The organism is Bacillus infantis NRRL B-14911 (assembly GCF_000473245.1).
Taxonomy (GTDB): domain Bacteria; phylum Bacillota; class Bacilli; order Bacillales; family Cytobacillaceae; genus Bacillus_AB; species Bacillus_AB infantis.
Map to the genome: position 1 here is coordinate 4201042 of NC_022524.1, position 21370 is coordinate 4222411.

The window sequence follows — 21370 nt, forward strand, 5'->3', positions numbered from 1 at the left end:
GGGTGTTTGCAGGTCAGCTTGCATAGAAAGCAGCAACCTTCCTGATTGCTTCAATCATTTCCTCCACATCATCATCAGAATAGAACTCATTAATATCCAGCCGGATGGCTGTCGCAAGGATTTGTTCTGCCTCAGGACAAATCCCTTTTGTATATTCATAGTCACCAAGAGAGAAGGGATAATGGCTTCCTTTATATGCCTGCTGCTTTTTAAAAAGCGGATGTTCATATAGGACATGCGGTATATATCCTGCCTGATTTGGAATGCCTTCTGCTGCCAGTGCCTCTGAAAATTCCTTTCTAGTACAGCGCAGCTCGGACAGCTCCAGAGTCAGCATATAAAACCAATAACTGCACCATCCTTCTTCTGTAATTCTCATAGGCTTAATTCCTTTTAAGTTTTTAATGCCCCTATTTAAATTTTCTCCAAGCATATTTCTGCGCCCGCAAATCCAGTCCAGCTTCTTAAGCTGAGCAATGCCGACGGCCCCCTGAAGCTCAGTCATACGATAATTCGGCGCTAAGTGGTGCAGTTCCTTCATGACAGAACTGCCATGACGATGATAATTCTTATCCGCAAATGCATGGGCAGAGAAATAATCTGACTCATCATTCGAATTAATAGTAACAATACCCCCATCGCCTGTGGATATATGCTTAAAATCATTTGTGCTGAAGCAGCCATAGTCTCCTATGGTTCCTGTTAAACGCCCTTTGTATTTAGTGAGGTAGCTTTGGGCACAGTCTTCTATCACCTTGATGTTCTTCTTCCTTGCCAGTTCCATGATAGGATCCATATCGCACGGATTTCCTGCCAGATGAACAACAATGATTGCTTTGGTCCTGTCAGTTATCCTGTTCTCAATCGTCCCTGCTGTCAGGTTATAGGTCCGGGGATCTAGGTCTGCGAAAACCGGAACCGCATTTTGATACAGGATACCAATGACAGTACCCTGGTCTGTAATGGGACTAGTAATCACCTCATCGCCTGCTGAAATACCGGCAGCCCCCAGTGCAATATGAAGGGCTGCTGTACCAGAAGATGCTGCCACACTGTATTTAATGCTGTAAAGCTCGTTAAAATCCGCCAAGAATTTTTTTACTTTTTCGCCAAAATGATAGAAGAGCGTATTCTGCTCAAGAGCCTCCAAAAGCTCCCTGGCTTCCTCCAGTCCAAAACGCATTCCTGTACGAAAGGGTGTCTTCTTAACCTTTTCCCCTCCATTGATTGCAAGCTCACCAATCATGACTTTCTCCTCCTATCCTTCTGCAAGATAGCTGACCGGCAGGATCCGTCGGCAATGAAACCCGAATCTGGTTACAATATCCTCTCCGCCCGCTCTGTTACCTTCACCTGTATCAGCCTCCAACGGGACCAGTACGGAAAAGCCTTCGCTCTTTACGGCGCCCCCTATATGCATTCCTCCTGAAAGATCCAGGAGAGAGACCTTTCTCCGGTCCCGTTCCCACTGATTTATCCTTGCACAGGTCCAGAAGGTAAATTCCTGGCTTTTTGCTGTTCTGATCAGCTCTGTTATAGCTTGCCTCACCTTGGGCTGATTGTAGATATGGTGCTGATGAAACAAAAAGTGGGCAACCCCGCCAACACGCTTTACACCATCCAGGAATGGCTGAATAACACTGGTATCAGCAAGAGCATGATGATTCAGATCCTGAGTGAGGAAACCTATTTCCAAAACATCATAAAGGCGGTTTTTTTCATTTGCCCAAGCGGCCGGAAAGTATGGATGGCTTGTGCCGAATAAAAAACCGATATTCCCTTTTTTGCTGGGTCCACGGGTCTGGTCTGCCTGGATGCCATGCTTCTCGCACCACTCAAAAAGCTCACCCCACCCTTCAAAGAGCGTATAATGGTTCTTATTTGAGACAATCTCCACAGTAGCGGAAGCATCCTGAATCCACTTCAGCTGTTCGGAAAAGGCCTTCTCGCTCCAAATGCCATCATCCTGATGAAGCGCGTTATAGTGCAGGGCAATTTCGTGGCCATCTTCTTTAATCTTTTCATAAACGGCCGGACTGTAGCCAGGCGCAATCATACACCATGTAGTTTGTACGTCCTCTTCCTTAAGGGCTTCCAGGGTAATAAGCGCACATTCATCCCCGTTCAGGTCACTATCATGAGAAATCATGGCCATATGCTTGATATCAGCCGGCCAATAATCAAGCATCGGAACAGTAAGCCCTTTCATAGATAGGATGGATAATAGATTTCCTACCACTGCTTCCCTCCAGAGGTCTGCATAAGGATATGGGAAATATGGAATTCCTGTTTCAGTGAAACTTCGATCCATCACCCAGTCGAGTTCAAAGCCATCGTCTGCCTTGAGCAGTCCTTCATCAAGATTCGCGGTTCCATCAGGGGCAGGAGATCCATCCTCATATACAGGAAGTGTCCCCTGCTGCAAACCGGCAATTGTCTGGGGGATCTTGACTCCCCAGCGATAAATCTTCCCTTCTCCCAAAGGAAATTCATGCAAACATGCTGGGGCAGAGAAATTACAATGATCGTTGGCTGTTCCCAATTTCCCCCTGGTAATCCAAACACTACTGCTTCCTTCATCTGCCCATATTTCTGATGCAAGGAAACGAAGCGGAGGGTATTCACCAGGAATACATGGCGGGATAAACGCATAACCCGTTTGTTCTGACTCTGCGGCAATGAAGCCAAGCCTTTCCCTTAAGCATTCAAGACCGCCGTACGATACCAAGGTTCCGCCGGATTCTACATAATTTAAAAAAAGATTTCCGTGACTATCTCCGCTCAAAGATTCAACTATAATGTCATAGGATTCGAGACTATCACCTGCACTTACCCTTTCATATGGAATCCTTAGATGATCAAAAATTTCAAAAAGATACCCTTCAAAAACATTTTGCCCTCTAGACCAACGCTTTTCTGCTTCATCCTGATCAAAGAAGATACCCATTTTGGCCATTTTCATCTATTTTCCCACCAACCTTCAAAAATACATGTATTTAACCTGTATTTTTTTATTTATTTAATCTTATTACAGCAGCATCTAAATTACAATGAATTGTTAGATTATTAAAAAAATAATTCAGGTATAACACAGAGGCTTATACCCTGCTAAAAAGGAAAAAGCCCGGAAAGAATCCGGGCCTTCTCTGATTACTTCCTTCCTCCTTTATTGTTTACCCATATAGATACAGGTGGAGCTTCAGCGACAGCCCCATCCAGCTCTACTACTGCAGAAATCTCTGTTTTGCCGCTTTTCAATGCCTTAATGATCCCATCTTCCACTGAGAGTACTTTTTCCTTCCCGACTTTATAACTGATGACAGCCCCATCCAGTTCAAAGGTGCTTTTTCCATTATCGAGTATTCCTTTAACCTTGACCGACAGGCTGTCTCCCGCAGTCAGCCTCTGCTTTTCTACAATTATCTCAGCTCCTTTAAGCCTTCCGAGGAGGTTTTCATCGGAGTACTTATAAAGGTGAATTCCGCTTGATAAGTAGAAGGATCCAAAATCATCCTGGGCAAGATGATCAACATCTCCTGCAATAAACTCCTGCATCCCATTCTGAGGATTGAATTTAAAAAACTTCCTCCCAATTATGCCGTAAATGTTTCCATCTGTCCCAATTTCAAGAGAAGCATTTCTCCAATTGCTTGAAGTCTTATCATCAAGTTGATAAGAAGCAATAACTTCTATACTTTCAGGATCCAGCGCAAATAAGGTTCCATCTGCCATGCCCCATATATTCCCGTCCGCTCCAATAGTCAAGGCTGTTATCGCCTTTTTGCCTGGAACCGGAATAAGCTCCGCCGTTTTCTGTTTGTTTTCAATATCCCAGACAAAAAGTTTGGCTTCAGAGGTGGCAGGAACAGAGCCCTGACCTCCGGCAACCGTCGTTCCACCAAAGACTTTTCCTCCTATATGTGTTAGGGATACAATGCTCTGGTCCTGCATTATGTTCCAGTAAACATCCGGCTCTTTCCCGGTTCCTGGCTCATAAATAGCTAATGCACCCCCAAGATTCCCATTTTTAGGGACAGTTCCAATAAAGAGCTGATTATGCTCTGGAACACCAAGCATGGCAAAAGGCCTATCCTGAGGAGTATAGCCTGGAATCTGCTCATTTTTTTCAAGGCTGAAAAGCAAACCTGGGTTCAGTGAGTCAGAATCTGTCCGATTCCACTCCTTGAAAGGATCAAACTCATAGATTCGTGCATTAGGATAAATCCCTAAATACATTTTTCCATTCAAAGTGGCTGTCCCTTCGCTTTGTCCGATACCATCGAATACTATATTCTTGCCTGATGTCGGAATATAGGCTCCCATATTGCCAGGCAGATAGCCTGTGCTGTATATTTTCCCATCCGGCCCTTTTGCCAGCTCATGAATCTGGACAGGCTCTGCAGGGAGCGCCAGATCGGTGAGTTTTAGCTTGCCTGTTTCAAGGTTATATTTGTAAAGCTTGCCCCCATTTCCGGAAAGGCCCACAAGAGTATAGCCTGGGAAGCCTTCCTCTTTAAGCTGCAGAAATTTATAACTGATCGCGCTTCCCTTTAAATCAGCGCCCAATGATTTGAAGGAATTTTTTTTGAGGTCATATTCATGCAGGATACCTAGATGTGTAAAGTAAACTTTTTCTCCAACAGGAGATTTGCCCGAAATCCCTCTGGATGACTCTGGTATATCAAATGTTTTCAAGCCTGTATCTTCATTCATGGCCTCAACCAATTCTCCGCTTTCTGTATCAATAATGAACATTTCATAACTGGATTCCTTCTGGGCAAACAGCTTCCCCTGAATAAGATTAAGATCATATACCGAGATGATATCTGCGTATTGGGAAGGGAGTATATTTCGTTTAGTTCCAGTTTTTATGTCGTATTCTATAAGGTGAGCCTTGCTTCCAACTCCAGCATATATCCGCTGGTTCTTTTCATCATAGGCCGTGCTTCTTACCCAGCTCTGCCCCTCAGCCATCGTTCCAAAGTTTGTAAACTGGCCGGAGTCTGGATCATATTCATAGACACTCCCTGATCCGTAGGTTCCTCCATAGATTTTCCCATCACTCGAGATATCCATCGGATACAGTACAGCATCAGTTGTCTTTACTGGATGTCCGAGATTCACCAGTGAATCTGTTTCAGGCAGATAACGATATAGATAACCCTGGTTGTATCCTCCTAAGTAAACCGACCCGTCAGCAGCCACCTTTACTCCCCATGCCCCTGAGGTATCCTCCAAAGGATAGCTCTTAATCAATTCTTCAGTCTCGACATCAACAATGGCAAACTTTGCCGGTGCACCTGCTACAACTGTATACAGCACATCATTGCCATTGGCATCTTTTCCTATATCACCAAGCATCACTGTTGTTTTTGATACTTGGACACCCAGATTCTCAGCCTCCTCGCCAATTGGCATAATTGGCTTAGCCTCCGTTAATAATGCTTCATCAAAGTAAAAGGTCCCCGTATTTGCTTTGCCGGAATAAAAGAGGACAGCGGCATAGACAGCATTGGCAGGGGCATCTGCGCTCACCTTGATTTCGCTCCACTCATCAACCGGCCCATTTACCGCTTTGTTGAAGCCTGTTATATAGGAGCCTTTGCTATCAAAGAAGCGGATATATATTTCCCCTGAGCCCCCTGTGCTTTTCATTTTGGCTGAAGCAGTATATTGCCACCCTGGATTTACAGGCACCTGATCACTGATCAGACCGTAATTTCCACTGCCGCTGTCTTTAATCTCAAGACTTTTAGCTCCGGACGCCTGTTCCGTATTCACAACAGAAATCCCTTCTGTTCCAAAGCTCTGCGTCCAGCCTGGTATTGTTCCATCTGTCTGCTCCTCCTCAAAACCGGCATTTTCAAGTACCAGCCCATTTTCAGGAGCTGCTCCTGCTTTCTGTGCCAAAGTCTGGCCAAACATCTGAAAAAGTAAAAATCCGCATACAACAATGAAGAAACCTGATCGTTTATTTTTCATAATCTCCTCCTATTTTGTTGTAAAAGCCGCTAAAGGTTCACCTCCTGCCTATTTATTTTGACAAATACCTGTATACTACTTGTATACAATAATAAGCATATATTAATTTTCTGAAAAATCAATTACTTATAACACTCATTTGTTATTTTGAGAACATCTGCTTAGGCATCAGAGTAAAATAAGCAAAAAAAAGAAAAGGAAACCATTAGCAAAAGTTCCTTTCCCTACAGATAGACTTTGATTAGCCTATTACAGACATGCTACCAGTACATCTTCCAGTCCTTTACACACCTGACCAGCGCCTCAAAATAGTAGTAATCCCCCCAAATGCAGCTCTCATTAACACCACGGCTGCCGCCTTTATGGTAGACTGCATGCTTCAATACTCCGTTAGCCTCGCTTTCAACTTCAGTCGTATAATTCTCATAGAGTGATTGAATCATCCTCAGTGCTGCATGCCCATAGATCGTTTTCGCAGGATCAGTCACCGGTAAATGTCTCGACAGCTCCAGCAGGCCCGAGACCGTTATGGCTGCTGCAGAGCTGTCCCGCTCCTCTTCCCCCTCCGTAAAGCATAAGTCCCAGTAACAGATCTGATCTTCAGGAAGCCTATTCAGATAATAGTTTGCGAGGTTTTTGGACAGCTCTATCAAGCTCCAATCACCTGTATAATAATAGCTTAAAGCAAAGCCATAGATACCCCACGCCTGCCCTCTCGCCCAGCAGGAATCATCAGAATGCCCCTGGTGCGTATTTCCGTACAATGGCTTCCCGGAATCCACATCCATATAATAAGTATGGAAAGTAGAGGCGTCGTTCCGGACTAAATATTGAGCGGCTTTCTTTACATGTGACTTTGCAATTTCTTTATATACACAGTTTCCGCCCGTGTCAGATGCCCAATACAGCAAGGGCAGGTTCATATTGCAATCAATGATCATCCGCCCTCGCTGTGCAGGATCATTGAGATCCCCCCATGCTTGGATAATGCCTGCTTTCCTGCTGTATCTGGATGCCAATAACTCTGCAGCTTTCAAAGCCGTTTCCTTCGCATTCTCATTTCCTGTCACCTTAAACGCACTGACACAGCTTAATGAATAGAGAAAGCCGAGATCATGGTGATCAACTTCAATCCGGTTTTCCAGTCTGTCCTTAAAGCTGCAGATGTGCTTTTCGGCAACTTTCTTATATTTTTCCTGACCCGTGTATTCATAGGCAAGCCACAACATGCCGGTCCAGAAGCTTGTTGTCCATTCCACATTATCTATAGGCTTATAGATAAGCCCTACACTGCTCGAATCCGGAAATTTGTCTGTAAACGCCTCCAGGCTTTGATCAATTTTAGCCAGGACATGCTCAATGGCTCTCTCTGCAAAAGCACGATCTACAGCAGGCATTTTTACAAAACGGTCCTTATTCTTTATGGCTTCCCTTTTTACGTCATTTCCAAATATGTTCATCACCTGACACCCCTGATCTATTTAAGTGGAGAACGCGGGTAAACATTCGTATCTATCGGAACCTCCATCTTCAGTAGGTCAATTCAATACCTATTATTTGAAAATTCGAATACCTTTTTAAGATTCATTTCGGCAAATTGCAGGTTATCATTAACAACCTGCCGGGCATCAATGATCGAAACACTAATAACCAGTGTTTTATAGCTCTTGACCGGCTGTATTCAGCAGAATCCGGATGAGTGAGGAATATAATATTACTCACTTTACAGCTCCACAGCCTCAACCCACACCCTCGCCATCAGCATATCCCCAGCGGATGTCATATGCACCCCATCTGTCGTCAGCTTAATTTTACCTCCCGACTCCAGATACCGGAGGAATGCCTTATGCTCCGGCACAACAACTGCCTGGAACTGTTCAGCAAGCTCATGAACAGCCTCAACATATGGAGTAAGCAGCCTATTGCCTTCCGAATGAACATCCTCCTCTATGACAGTCGGCTCCATAAGCACAATTTCAGCTTTCGTCTTCTCTTTCACTTCTGTCAGCAAGTCTTCATACACTTCTTTAAATCGCTCAGGCCCTATCTGCACGATCCCAGGACTGTCCAGCTGCCGCCATACGTCATTTATACCAATTGAAATGGACACAAGATCCGGCTGAATATCAATGACATCCGCCTTCCAGCGGTCGGCAAGGTCAGTAACGCGGTTACCGCCGACACCTCTGTTGATAAACTCAAGCGCCTTTTCAGGAAATGCCGTCATATAATAGTCACGCAGATACCTTACATAACCGAATCCAATCTGTTCAGGATCCTCTCTTCTGCCATGATCCGTGATGCTGTCGCCGATAAATAAGATTTTTTTTGCTCCCATATGCTTCACCTGCTTTTATTTGATACTTTTTATATTAGCTAATCTCCCCGGGGATTCCTGCTGGTGAGATTAGGTTGCAGGCTGCATGACGTATTGTTCCGCTGATTGTCTGGGAAAAATGAGAACGCGAAGTCATTATATGGCTGAGGATTGGACTGCCGCTCAGCAGAAAGCTGTGTTAATAGGCAGAATCGTCATGCTGATGAGTATTAAAAGTTGAAATAGCATAAAAAATGCCCCTCTATCATGTGATGGAGGGGCACTTCTCATTGTTTGAGATAGGATTCTATCTGTATCCAGTGCGATTCTACCGACTTTAGCTGTTATTCTACCAACTCTTCCGGTTATTCTACCAAACTCCCGACTGATTCTACCAATTCGCTTGTTTTTCTACCAACCTTTTCAAACACTCTGTACAAATTGCATTTATTTCCAAAACCAATTCCTGGCCCTCCATTAAGTACTGCCAGACACTCAACTCATTGAATTTAGCAACTGATAATAGTTATACCCCTCTTTAGCTGTGAATCCTTCGCGCACCACTTTGCTCACTGCCTGGTGGCCAGCTTACCATTTCGGGGACAGCAACCCGAAATATCTCCTGAGAGTGCGCAGATGAATTTCGGCCTGGTCGCCCACCAGCCCGGCCAGGACTTCCCTGCCCACTACCATGAAATCATGGAAGAAAACTTCTTCGTCCTCGAGGGCGAGCTCGAAATCCATATCGACGGCGAGATCTTCAGCTGCCGGGAAGGCGACTTCATCCATGTTGAGCCGAAGAAAGTACATTATTTGGTGAATAAAGGAAAGGAAGTTTTTAAAGGGGCGTTTATGCTGGCTCCGTATCAGATTAAGGATAAGGTGGATGTGGATTATAGGCCATAACCGCACGCAGGGACAGGGTTTCTGTCCCTGTTTTTTTGTTTATTGAGAATACGGGCATTTAGGGCCTTTCATCCAATAAAACTGTATCTTTTTCCCACCCGTTACGTCTAATGAAAAAAGGAGGGAATCTGATGAAGCGTATTTCGGCTATTGTGTGTTTCTCCCTGCTTCTCCTTTCCGGATGCCAGGAAAGCGGTCAAAGCGGGACGGCGTCAGGCAGCAGTCCCAAAGAGTTGGACGAACAATCTCAGCTTGTGGAGGATGCGCCCCGTTTTGTTGGTGAATTCCAGGAGAATATACTTGATAAATACACCAATAAGGTAAGAAACCTGCAAAACGGGACCGGTACTTATGATTACTTTATACAGGACCATTTTTATGGTGATGGAAACCCAGTGCCTGTGCAGGCTGGAGGAACATTTAAAGGATTTACCGTTCCATTGGAACCGGGACAAAAGTTGATTGTTGAGTTAGGCAAGTGGGATAAGTTTGGACGAAACACAGAAAAAATTGATTCACGGACTACTGCAGACGGCGGAGATACAGCAGTAAGCATTCCACAGCAGGCAAGCACTATTTATTATTACCGGCTGGCTGTCATGGATGCGAGCGGGACGATCTTAAAGGAAAACTATTTTCCTTTGTACACTCCCTCAGATGAGAATCATATGATTGCCACAGCATCCAAATCTGTATACAAAACAGGGGAAACAGCAAGCATTTATTATGAAAACTGGGCGATGCATGGAATGGAAACCGGGTCAGCTTATGGGATTTATAAGCAAACATCTGATGGATGGAAACTAGTTAATAAAGATATGGCTTTTACAAGTATCCTTATTACTATGCTGCCTTCAAGCATAAAAACAGAGCATATCAACCTTGCCGGTCTTGAAGAAGGGAATTATAAGGTTTTAAAAAGCTTCAGCAGGGAAGGAGAAACTGGTAATAGCAATGTAACCTTGGGAGTCGAGTTTAAGATCAAGGGAGGATGAAAAAGTTGAAGAAATTGCTGGTGTTGGCTGTTTTAATGTTTTCTTGTTTCTTTTCTTTCACTCAAAATACAGATGCATCCGGTTCGTTTAAGGATATTGAAAATCACTGGGCGAAAGAAGAGATGGAGTATTTGATTGGCAAAGGCGTGATCGGCGGGTATGCCGACGGCACCTTCAAGCCTAATGAATTTATCACCCGCGCACAAGCTGCCATTATGATCGGCCGCTCCAAAGAGCTGCCCGGAGAACCTGTGGATACCAAATTCAAGGATGTAAAAGCAAGTGTTGCCGGTTCAGGCTATATTCACGCTTTAACCGAAAGGGATATCATTGTCGGTTACCCGGATGGAACCTACCGGCCGCACCAGGCGGTTACTCGCGGGGATGCTAGCATCCACATTGACAGATCCAGCAGATTTGAAAATAAGACTGGCATAAAAAACCCTTTTAACGATGTTTCACTTGAAATGATGGCATATCCGCACATCATGAACCTGACCGGCAATGGAATCGCAAGCGGTTTTGCTGACGGAACCTTCCGTCCTAACCAGCCTATAACACGTGCGCAGTTCTCGGTGTTTATGGCGCGTGCTATTCAGTATGGCAGATAATATCATACCTCCCTGTGTAAAATTAAAACTCCTCCAAATCTGGTCATTTGTCTTAAGAGCCGGCTGATCAGCTAATTGGAGGAGTTTTTAGGTCTGCAATAACTTTATTCTAAATGATGCAAAGTGCCTGTCCTTCTAATCCTATTTCTTCAGTCTGTGCAGGAATAGGGCAAATTCACCGCGGGTTATGGATTGGCTGGTTCCGAATTGTTCTTTGGTTTTTCCTTGGGTTATATTATTTTCGATAAGAGCAGCTACAGGCTTTGTATAGCGGCCAGATACATCTTTGAATGGTATGCTGCTTTTTCCTGACTCCATTTTATAGGCTTCGGCAAGCATAATGGCCATCTCACCACGGGTGATATTGTCCTGGGCTCCAAATGATGAGGCTGTTTTTCCGCTTACGATCCCTGCTGCCTTTAATGCATTGACAGCGCCTTCTGCACGTGCAGGGACATCCTTAAATCCAGAGCTTTTTGCCTTATCAAAATTAAGCTTCAAAGCATTTGCCAGCATGACAGCAGCATCTGCCCTTTTGATATTATGGCCGGTTCCAAACAAGGACGGAGTGATACCCTTTGCAATCCCTTCAGCTACCAGGTATTCTACTGAATCACGATACATTAACGGAACATCCTTGAATACCACTGACGGTCCTGGATTTGGTGCTGGTTCCGGGTTTGGATTTGGAGTTGGCGCTGGCTCAGGTGATGGATTCACAACACCGCCTCCTCCGGTCTTCTCATCTGTTGTAAACCGGTAAATCATAGACCGTCTTTCTGCACCAAATTCATCGGTCACATTCATATACCAAAAATGTTCTTTTGATTCTTCCAGTCCACTCCACTGCACAGAAGCGGTATCTCCTGATTTTAAATCTCGATTTTGGCCGATTTCTTTGTCAAAATATACATTAACAGCCACATAGTCGGTTGAAACGCGCTTATTGATGTCTGCTAAATCAAAGTCTTCTTTAAAAGCATCGATATTTTCATCAAAGAAATTATAGTCGTTTAAATAGGGAGAATACGTTTGAAAATCAACTTTTTCCGTTCCAGGGTCAAAAGTAAGCAGGCGCAAATATCCTTGTCCGCCCTCTGGTCCGCCCTGATAATCAGCAAGGACTTCCACCACTTCCCTTTTGGAACCGTCCTGATTTGTCAGCTCGGTAACACGGCGGTTCGCCCCATGATAGTGACCGCTTAAGATGAGCTTTACATTTTCATTCGGCACTACCACTTGATTGAACACATTTTGAGCCATATTTGAAAGGGTTGCATTATATTCTAGATAGGCATGCATCCCTATAATCGCATTTCTGTCTGAATGCTTTTCGAGTACTTCATTCGCCCATTGGATTGTCTCCTCTGTGTCTTCAAGACCAAATCCAACATAAAGTATAATGAAATCATGCCCGCCAAATGATACAAGGTCATAGTGGTTTCTATTATTATCCATTTGCCCTCCATACCAAGGATTATTCACATAGCGGTCTGCACCTACATATTTTTTGTAATAAGAGTAATCTATTCCATCTACTATGACATCATGATTTCCAGCAAGAACACCATAAGGAACGTTTGCTTCTTCCAGTTTTTTTAAATTTTTGTCTACAATTCTCCACTGATTTTCATCATCTGCGACATTCACAAGATCACCTGTATGGATGGCGTATTGGAATATGCCTTCTTTATATGAATCAACAATCCAATCACTCATTGATTCCCATATACCTGGATATGATTCAGAGTAATATTGTGTATCTGTAAACCAGAGAATTGAGAAAGGATCGTTCGGGCCAGCGACTTCATCCTGAACCATCGCTTGAATTTTGCCATCCTTTATAAATCTCTCTTTCTCCACTTCGGCGGCTAGAAGAATTTCGTTTTCATTTGGATTCCCTTTTTCGCGCTTTAAAGAAGTCCATTTTCCTGTCTGATAGTCCCAAGCATATAAGGTAATCATCCGGTTAGGCAGTGTTTTTCCTTTCCATAGCAATTCTACCTTGCTGCCAGCCGTGAGCTCCTCACCCACTTTAACTTCAAACCGGTGATACGGAAAGCCCTGCTCACTATCTGTCACAAGATATTTTTCGTCATCATAAGCAATCGCCTGCTGTTCATCAGCGCTAATCTCGGTTTCTCCTTCAGGCACGGCTGTCAAAGGGGGTTCCCGGTCAGCAATATTTTTAAATCCAGTTATACCCTTCTGGCTTGCAAAGTCATGGCTGGTTCCTTCCATGAAATCCACTGTTTTGATGGCATCGCCTGAAGGGTCCTTTACTATTGCGCTTAATCGGGGACTATGACTGACACCTTTGGAGAAATCGGCTGGTTTTACATCCACAGGCTCTTCTGGCATTTCTTCATTAATGATAAGGGTCTGCTCCGTACTCGTACTATTTCCTGCACCATCAAATGCAGTTATTTTTAAAATATGACTGCCCGCACTGATGGCAGAGGAAGAGGATGAAAACGGCATATTTATTTTCTCACCATCCAGCGTGGCCTCAATACTAGCGATTCCCGTTCCTGAATCTTCCGCTAAGAGAGAAAGTGAAAACTCCCCTTTTAAAACAGCATCTTTTTCCAGCTTGGTTCCATTCATTGAATTCTCAACCCCATGGATAACCGGCTCAGTATTGTCTACTGTAATGACAGCTTCCTGCTCCAGCACTCCATCCATGTCCATATACACCGTATGTTCTCCATCAGGAAGCACAGTGGTATCTATAGAAACATAGCGGGCTGTAAAATGCTTCTTAGGAATATTGAACTGAAATTCACTCTTCAGAGGCTTATTCATATTTGTATTAGTCGGTGCCGTCCCATCTCCAAGTCCATACCAAAGGTTTTCTGTGTATGGCACAGTTTGGATATTTAAATTCCCTGGAGTCTGTTTCACTGTTTCAGGTTTGAGCATTGTTCCATCAGGGAGGACTAGATGGATATTTCTTACATTAAAATCATCAAAATTGGTTTTGTTGAAATACTGATCATGTGTATCTGAATCATAAGGAACACTTTCACTCCCTGAATGAATGGAAACCGTCTGGGACTCAACAAAATATTCAGGCGCAAGACTGTATTTATACCAGGCACCATCCACATATTTCGGGTAAATCCTTGTGAAATATTCTCTTCCCGCACCAGCCTTGATGGCACTGGCTGATGCCTGATAAATTTGATCAATTCCATTCGCCTGAAACCCGAACTGAGTGATTCCAGGCAGTGCCGGCCTAATAGAAAGATCCTTACTGTCCAGCTTCATCTGGATGCTGCTGGCTGCCGTTTCTCCATATGCGTAAACATTAAGGCTCCCTCTTACCATTTGCCCGTTCTTTACAGAAAGGCCGGGAGCAGGCAGTTCAGCGTTCTCTCCGCTCGGCTCTGTGACCGTTAGATGAAGGCCACGGGAGCTGTAAGGGAATTTCGTGATATTCCCGCTTTTATCTGCACCTTGGATCATATATCTGTAAATGCCTGTTTCGGATATTTGAATATTTCCTTCATAGATAAATTGGCCATTGCTTTCTTCTTTAAAATCCAATGGAACAGAGTGTTTAAAGTCAGTAATGGTCTCTGTCGACTCTCCGTAAAGGAAAGCTGCTTCTTCGAGTATTTCATCACTGGCTACCGTAATGCGTACCGGTTTGTTCTGTTCAGCCTGATAAGTCAACTGCTCATGTGATAACAGTGGTGATACCACGTCTTTGCCCGCTGGTTCAGAAACCTGTCGGGAATCTATGCTTCCCGGATTCCCAAAAGGCCTTGTATCCATTCGTTCCATTATTTTTCCTGATGCTGGATATGAGTATCTGATAACAGTATTTCGGATGCTGCGAACCTGAGCATCCGGGCTGCTGTCAGATGAAGCATCATACCAGGCTTCGATAATCGAGTCAGCTAACTGGTCTGAAGACGATAAAGCAAATCCTCGCTCAAGCGAATTTGGCAGGTTAAAATCTTCCGGCTTTCCATTATCATAGAGTAAGATTTCTTTTTCCGTCAGTGAGGAATTGAAGTGAATATTAAAATCTTCAACTGTCCCATAACCGGCAGAAATAGCTTCCTTTGCAAACCAGATTACAAAGGGCTTATGAGGTTGAATCACAGTGTCTTCCTGTATAGTCCATTTTTTAGGAGCAGTGGTTCCTGGATATAAATAAAATAGTGTATGCCCTTTTAAATTAATCGCTTCATCTGTCGTGTTGTACAATTCCATATATTCATATTGATTTCCTGAACCCTTTCTATAATCCCCCTCCGGATTCGGCATAATCTCAGTAATTAAAATAGATGGAATATTCTTCGGCTCTTCTCCGGATGCTACTGTAAAAGAATATTCCTGCGAGATGGCATTTTCCATTCCTTCAGCTTCTGCTTCAATATAGTAATGGAAAACCCCATCTGATAAGTCTTCAGCCGGTATCGTTATATGAAAAAGGCCGCTCTCGCCGCCAGCCATAGGATAAGGGGAAAATTCCCGCTGGCCGGCTGGCTTTATGAATAAGGTCGCAGACTCTGCCCCTTGAATAACAGCGGACAGGCTAACCTCATTCCCTGGCTTGACTTCGGTAATCGATGTATGTTCAATGGCTATAACTCTTGCAGAAGGTGGCACCTTTTGTTCTTCTTCTATGGCTCCTGGAGTAGGATCTGCCTTTTGTTTATACCGGTGAAGCTCTGTACCAGTTAAAGCAGGCTGCAAATGCACGCTTTTCCCATCTGCTACATCATCACTGTTATAATAAATCGCCGATTTAATGCTGGAAGGATTTCTTTTTTCCACAAGCTGGATTCCTCTGTCACTATTGTTCAATCCATCCTGTCCAGTCAGCGAAAAGATCTGCACGTCATCCTCCAAACCGTGGAAGGACCTGAAGTCTGCCTGTGTTAATTTTGCCGCATCGCCTGATATGCTTGAATTGGTCCTTTTCACCCATAGAACTGCAGCTTGTCCGGCAGGAAGCTCCACAGTTAAAGGATCCTCGCCAAAAGAGGTGACTTGCAGACTCTTTTTATTCGATCCATAGTCATACACAATTTCATATAAATCATTAAAAGAAATATCCTGATCGGTAGGATTGTACAGTTCTACATATTCAAAAAGATCATTAGAGCCCGCCCCTGCAATTTCAGTATGCTTGATGTCATCAGGATAAACCTCAGTCATAATTAAATCTGGCTTGCTCTCATCAGCCAGTACATTTCCCGCAACAGGCAGAAATGTAGCATTAGCCAAAGACAGTGCCATAGCCGCACTTAAAACCTTCTTCTTCACTTTCCATCCTCCTAGTTTAGTAATCTGTTTATCATATAGATAATTTTAACTACTAAACGTAAAGGGATAAGAACAATAATTACCTATATTCGTAACTAATTGTAAATTTTGTAAATTACGCAAATACGAAAAATGTTTGGAAAGCACTCACTTCTTTCTATTCGGGCATTAGCCCTTCCCCCACATCTCCTGCTTTAGAAAGTAAAGATAAAAAAGGGCCATACTCCAAAAAAAGGAGTATGGCCCCGAATGTCTATTTCGCCCGATGAACGGTCAAATTCACTTTATTCGTTTCACAAACAAATGTAGAAAGATGGACTGGTTCGTCACTGGAATCAAAAGCAATCTTGACGATCCTGAATAGATTGGCGCCAATATCGCATTCCAGCAGTCTGGCGTGGTCTTTTGTGGCCCCAATCACATCAATGATTTTGTCATTGCTGATAATTTCAGTGCTGTAATCCTCCAGGAGGATCTGATAGGTGGATTCAAGCCTCGCGATTTTCTTTTCCAAATCAGGGAATCGCATGAGAGAGTAGTGTGCGATGTCGTAGAATAAAGGGCGGTCATTTACATACATCAGCCGCTCCAATTCAAGAACCGGGCTGCCTTCTTCCATGCGCAGGTGTCCGGCGACTTCCGCTGATGCTGATATGACTTCGCTTCTTAGTATCCGCGAGTTGGGGATCATCCCAAGCTGATGGCTGAATTCCGAGAAGCCGCTTACAGATAATAGCTCGTTATGGAACTTATTTGAAGCCACAAACGTCCCTCTGCGCGGTACGCGTGTAAGAGTTCCTTCATTCACTAATTCCTCAATGGCTTTACGGATCGTAATCCGGCTCACATTATAAATATCGCAAAGCTCTGCTTCTGTTGGAATTTGTTCATCCGGCTTGTACTTTCCGCTTTGGATGTCATTCTTCAGCATTTGCCTGATTTGCATATACAGCGGCTGAGGCGTTGAAGGATTTAAATTCATCTGGCTCATCCTTACCGTCAATAGATTGTTAAGATCTATTATACATTGATCTTACTCCCCAGTCACCAGGCACCAAAATATCCGATTGTTTTGGCGGCAGTCTTCGCTCCCAATTCCAAACAGCTTTCTATTGAAAGGCCTTTCAAAATACCGTAAGTAAACCCGGCTATAAATGAATCTCCCGCTCCCATCGTATCCACAGCATCTGTATCCACTACACCATACTCATAAAAATCTCTTCCATCATAAGCAAGCGAGCCTTTTTCCCCCAAAGTGGCAACTGCTATTTTTGATCCCTTGCCAACAGCACTTTTTAAAAACTGGCGGATAAATGCATCATTTTCCTTATAAGAGAAGAAAGGATAATCAACATATGGCAGCAGGCTTTGAACCAGCTTATGGGCCAGCTGATCGGAAAAATCAAAGGACGTCAGCAGCCCTTTTTTCTTAAAAAGAGAAAAATAATTTTCCGCGTGCCCCCATAGTCCGGCATGCACCAGCTGATGAGCGGCAATAAATTCAAGTTCTTCTCCTGTCAAAGCAAACTCGCTCATAACACCTTCATCATAGTCGCCAAACCGCCGGTCATTGCCTTCCATATGTACATCTGTAACCGCTGTTTTTCCTTCCTTTATGGAAAGATGGGTTGTATCCACCCCCTTATTCCGGATGCTTTTGATCATTTCTTCTCCATAGTTGTCTGTGCCTACCCAGCCAATATACGCAGGTTCCGCTCCCAATGATTTTAAATAAACCGCCACATTTACTGGATTCCCCCCAGGATAAGCTTTCCCGCTGTCCTTATAGACATCCATGCAGTTATCCCCGACTGTAACGACCTTCATGGTGCTGTCACTCCTTTCAGCTTAAGAAAGGAGCACTGCCGCAAGCAGTGCTCTATCTTTCTTAATATTCCATTTTGCGATAATAGCGTCTGAGTTCCAAAGGATGGTTTCTCTCCCGCTCTAGGTAAACGCTGATGCGGCTGAGGACAGCCCAGTTGATATTGACAGCGAAATGCTTCCTGAATTCATCGCTGATTCCGTCCATTTTAAAATCCTTCGTATCAATTACAGTCAGTTCTTTGGTGATCTTCTCAGCGAAACGCTCAACACGCTCGGCAAGCGGACGGGTTTCATCTTCCCCTTTTAGCAAAATGACACTTGTATCTTCGACAACCAATTCAAGCGTCCCATGGAAAAACTCAGCAGCATGGATCGATTTGGCGTGGATCCACTGCATCTCTTCCAGAATGCACATTGCATAGGAATACGTATTTCCCCATAGATTGCCTGAACCGACCATCATATGGTAGTCCGTATCTTTATGCTTAACAGCAAATTCCTCCGCTTTTTTATCGAAAGACTTTACTGCATCGAGAATGGCTCTCGGAAGCAATGATACCTCTTTCACGAATTGATCATATTGCGGAAACTCTTCATTGTTATGCATGAACCGGAAGGATACCATATATAAAAGCATAAAGAATGTATCAAAAGAATGCTTTTCAGATCCAGTTGTGATGCAGTAGTCGACGATTTTAGTCAGCGGCGTGTCCGGCTCAGCGACCAGAGCCAGAGTTGTTGCTCCTCTTTCCCTGCAGAATTCTGCGGCTGCCACCGTTTCCTCTGTTGTGCCTGACACAGAAGTGAAAATGCAGACAGAATCCTTTGTAAAATGCTTAGGATTCGTGGCCATGAATTCTGAAGCAATTTCTGCGCGGACATCAATGCTTGAGTGTGTTTTGAACATGTATTCATAAGGATACATCATGGCGATCGTACCGCCGGCGCCAATCATGTAAATATTGCTGTAGCCTTTTTGGCAGATACCATCAACAATCTTTTCAATTTTGCCCCTGTAGCCAAGGCCCTCTTTTTCTACTAGTTTCAAAAACAATTCTTCATCAAACTTCAACATGGGGAACACTCTCCTTATGAGTCTCTTGCTCGCGACTTTATTTGTTATGTCTTGTATTATAAATAAACATTACAAATAATTCAATCTTTTTTCTTTGAAAATTTATCAGGGAGTCAGCAATAACTAACTCCCCTTTTGCATTAGGCAACTATATTTTCCTTGCCAGCCTTTGAACCGTACTTTCTTTCCCAATAATAGTAGACAGGCAGTCCTGTGGCGACGACGATAAGCGCCGCTACCATACCCTGGATCGGCGCCCAGGTAAAGGTTCCCCAGGCGAGCCAGGCAGCGCCGGCAATGGCCAGAATGGTTGTAATCCTCCATAAAGGCATCCGATAGACCGGCTTATAATCGTCTCTTTTCCGGCATTTATAAACGGCCGCAAAGTCCATAATGTTGATCAGGAGCTGGATAAGCGTAAAGTATCCAAGCAGAGCCGTTAAATTGCCGAAGAAAACCAGGAAGCACGCATAAATGACCTGCACCAATATCGAAAAGCTTGGAGTTTCATATTTCGGATGAACCTTCGCAAAGCGCTGAAAAAACAGGCCGTCCTTTGCCATCGCATACTCCAGGCGAGGCTGGAACATGATGCATGAGCTCAAAGAACCGAGTATAACAACGATCGCTGTCACTCCTACAAACGATGAAGCAATATCCGATAATCCCGGGATATACTTAACCGCATCAGAAACAGCGGCATTGGATTGGATCAGCTGTTCAAAAGGCATAAGGCCGATTACACAGACAGCAAGGAGCGTATATAGCGTTAGGATAATAAAGATAGAAGTAATCAGCGCACGCGGCAGCACCTTGCCCGGATTCTTAAATTCCCCGGCCATAAAACAGATTGCCGCCATGCCTGTATATGCCCAGGTTGTAGCTGAAACCCCTCCGATTAAGCTTGTTTCCGTACTGCCGGATGCTGGAGTATAGGAAAAGTTTCCTGGGTTCATATAGATAAAGCCAAGCACAATGACAATCAGGAATGGAATGATTTTTACTGCTGTAATAATGACCTGAAAGAGGCCGCCTTCTTTTACGCTTCTGTAATGAATTGCTGTGATGGCCAAAATAATGGCGATTCCGAGCAGCTTTCCATTCATCCCGTCAAAGAATGGGAAGAAAGAAGCAACATACGAGACGATCGCAAGGGCCATAATCGAAATGCTTGGAGGATCAAGCGCCCAGAAGGTAGACCATCCATATAAGAAAGCCAATGGCCGCCAGCCTGCTTTATTTAGATATACGTAACCGCTTCCATTTTGCGGGTAGGCTGTAGACAGCTCTGCCAGCACCATGACTTGCGGAATAGCAATCAGCCCGCCGATGACCCAGGCCAAAATTGAAATAGTCGGGGTGCCGGCCGCTTTTGCCACTTCCCCTGTCGAAACAAATATACCGGATCCTATTGTCGTTCCAACCGCAATAGCCAGCGCAGCCCAAAATCCAAGCTTGCGTGTAAGAGCCCCATTACTCATTATGAGTTCCCCCAGTTTTAGAATGGAATAGTTCCATCTCTCTTAATTTTTTCACAGACTCTGAAATTATTTCCTTTGGATTCTTATAAAAATCAGATCCCATAATCTCCAGGGTGCATGCACCCTTGTACCCGCTGCATCTTAGAGACTCCATATAGCCCCGCCAATCAAGCACTCCATCATCCAAGGCCAGATGGGCATCTGACAAACCATCCCCATCAATCAAATGAAAATGCTTAACATCCCGCAGAGTGGAAAAATAATCTTCAAGCGTTTCCCCCGCGAGCTGCATCGCTACGGTATCGATCATTCCCGTCAGAGAAGATGATCGGATATCCTCAAGCATCCTCTTAACTCCCTCAACATCCATTACAAGATTGGTCTCAAACCTTGTTAACGGTTCCAAGACCAGATTCATCCCTTCCTTTTCCGCTATCTTTGCTAGCTGATGAATCGAATCAGCGGCATATTTCCACGATTCTCCCGTGCTCACAGAATGATCTCCAATGCCTGAAGTAATCAGCATCATATTGCAGTCCAGCTCCAGTGCAGCATATAAATTATCCTTAAAGTACTCCACACTGCTTCTTCTCCAGTCAGAATCGGACGCTGCAATATTATACGGGTAGACACACTGCTCAGGCGTAAAACAAACCAGCTCCATATTTCTCGATTTCAGCTCCCGCTTCATGCTTCTTAAATGGCCAGGCAGATTTCTGTATACATAGAAATGCGGCTCTCCAGCCCATAACTCAAGATGCCGGATATCAAGATTTGTCATGCACTCTAAAAACTCTTTAAACGGATAATGCCTGAATGTAATATTCATCCCGGCAAGCTTCATACAATCCCCCCTTATGAAAGCGTTATATTTGTTATGATTTGTATTATAG

At 44.1% G+C, this 21370-nt stretch carries 14 protein-coding genes; 3 read left to right on the top strand and 11 right to left on the bottom strand.

Annotation, left to right across the window (positions count from 1 at the left end; translation table 11 throughout):
• Positions 1 to 13: 13 nt before the first annotated feature.
• The 5 genes from N288_RS20990 to N288_RS21010 all read right to left on the bottom strand — a co-directional run bounded on the left by N288_RS20990 (position 14) and on the right by N288_RS21010 (position 8320).
• A complete protein-coding gene (locus N288_RS20990; RefSeq protein ID WP_009792862.1) occupies positions 14 to 1246 on the bottom strand; it encodes a DegT/DnrJ/EryC1/StrS family aminotransferase in 1233 nt (410 codons plus the stop codon).
• A 12-nt stretch (positions 1247 to 1258) separates the two neighbouring features.
• Positions 1259 to 2962 (bottom strand): polysaccharide deacetylase family protein, encoded by a 1704-nt coding sequence (locus tag N288_RS20995; protein ID WP_009792861.1) that lies wholly within the window; start codon positions 2960 to 2962, stop codon positions 1259 to 1261.
• Between the two features lie 188 nt (positions 2963 to 3150).
• The gene (locus tag N288_RS21000; RefSeq protein ID WP_009792860.1) at positions 3151 to 5982 is read right to left on the bottom strand and encodes a carbohydrate binding domain-containing protein; all 2832 of its coding nucleotides are present in this window, start codon (positions 5980 to 5982) and stop codon (positions 3151 to 3153) included.
• Positions 5983 to 6242: 260 nt separating this feature from the next.
• Positions 6243 to 7442, bottom strand: coding sequence for a glycoside hydrolase family 88 protein (locus tag N288_RS21005; RefSeq protein ID WP_009792859.1), 1200 nt, complete (start codon positions 7440 to 7442; stop codon positions 6243 to 6245).
• Between the two features lie 263 nt (positions 7443 to 7705).
• Positions 7706 to 8320 (bottom strand): SGNH/GDSL hydrolase family protein, encoded by a 615-nt coding sequence (locus N288_RS21010; RefSeq protein WP_009792858.1) that lies wholly within the window; start codon positions 8318 to 8320, stop codon positions 7706 to 7708.
• Between the two features lie 615 nt (positions 8321 to 8935).
• Between N288_RS21010 and N288_RS21015 the strand changes: the two genes are divergently transcribed.
• From N288_RS21015 to N288_RS21025, 3 genes are all read left to right on the top strand, one after another.
• Positions 8936 to 9205, top strand: coding sequence for a cupin domain-containing protein (locus N288_RS21015; protein ID WP_009792856.1), 270 nt, complete (start codon positions 8936 to 8938; stop codon positions 9203 to 9205).
• Positions 9206 to 9336: 131 nt separating this feature from the next.
• Positions 9337 to 10200 carry an immunoglobulin-like domain-containing protein gene (locus tag N288_RS21020; RefSeq protein WP_022544438.1) on the top strand — a complete coding sequence of 288 codons (864 nt, stop codon included), beginning with the start codon at positions 9337 to 9339 and terminating at the stop codon, positions 10198 to 10200.
• 5 nt (positions 10201 to 10205) lie between these two features.
• Entirely contained in the window at positions 10206 to 10811 is a 606-nt protein-coding gene (locus tag N288_RS21025; RefSeq protein ID WP_198018082.1) for an S-layer homology domain-containing protein, read from the top strand.
• A 141-nt stretch (positions 10812 to 10952) separates the two neighbouring features.
• Here the strand turns inward: N288_RS21025 and N288_RS24415 are convergent, their stop codons facing one another.
• From N288_RS24415 to N288_RS21055, 6 genes are all read right to left on the bottom strand, one after another.
• Positions 10953 to 16094, bottom strand: coding sequence for an S-layer homology domain-containing protein (locus tag N288_RS24415; RefSeq protein WP_022544439.1), 5142 nt, complete (start codon positions 16092 to 16094; stop codon positions 10953 to 10955).
• Between the two features lie 253 nt (positions 16095 to 16347).
• Positions 16348 to 17076 carry a GntR family transcriptional regulator gene (locus tag N288_RS21035; RefSeq protein WP_022544440.1) on the bottom strand — a complete coding sequence of 243 codons (729 nt, stop codon included), beginning with the start codon at positions 17074 to 17076 and terminating at the stop codon, positions 16348 to 16350.
• A gap of 62 nt (positions 17077 to 17138) precedes the next feature.
• Positions 17139 to 17921 (bottom strand): fructoselysine 6-kinase, encoded by a 783-nt coding sequence (frlD, locus tag N288_RS21040; RefSeq protein ID WP_009792851.1) that lies wholly within the window; start codon positions 17919 to 17921, stop codon positions 17139 to 17141.
• A 61-nt stretch (positions 17922 to 17982) separates the two neighbouring features.
• Positions 17983 to 18996 (bottom strand): SIS domain-containing protein, encoded by a 1014-nt coding sequence (locus tag N288_RS21045; RefSeq protein WP_009792850.1) that lies wholly within the window; start codon positions 18994 to 18996, stop codon positions 17983 to 17985.
• A 140-nt stretch (positions 18997 to 19136) separates the two neighbouring features.
• Positions 19137 to 20477 (bottom strand): amino acid permease, encoded by a 1341-nt coding sequence (locus tag N288_RS21050; protein ID WP_009792849.1) that lies wholly within the window; start codon positions 20475 to 20477, stop codon positions 19137 to 19139.
• Positions 20470 to 21321, bottom strand: coding sequence for a sugar phosphate isomerase/epimerase family protein (locus N288_RS21055; RefSeq protein WP_009792848.1), 852 nt, complete (start codon positions 21319 to 21321; stop codon positions 20470 to 20472). Before N288_RS21055 ends, N288_RS21050 begins: the two co-directional genes overlap by 8 nt.
• Between the last annotated feature and the right edge of the window lie 49 nt (positions 21322 to 21370).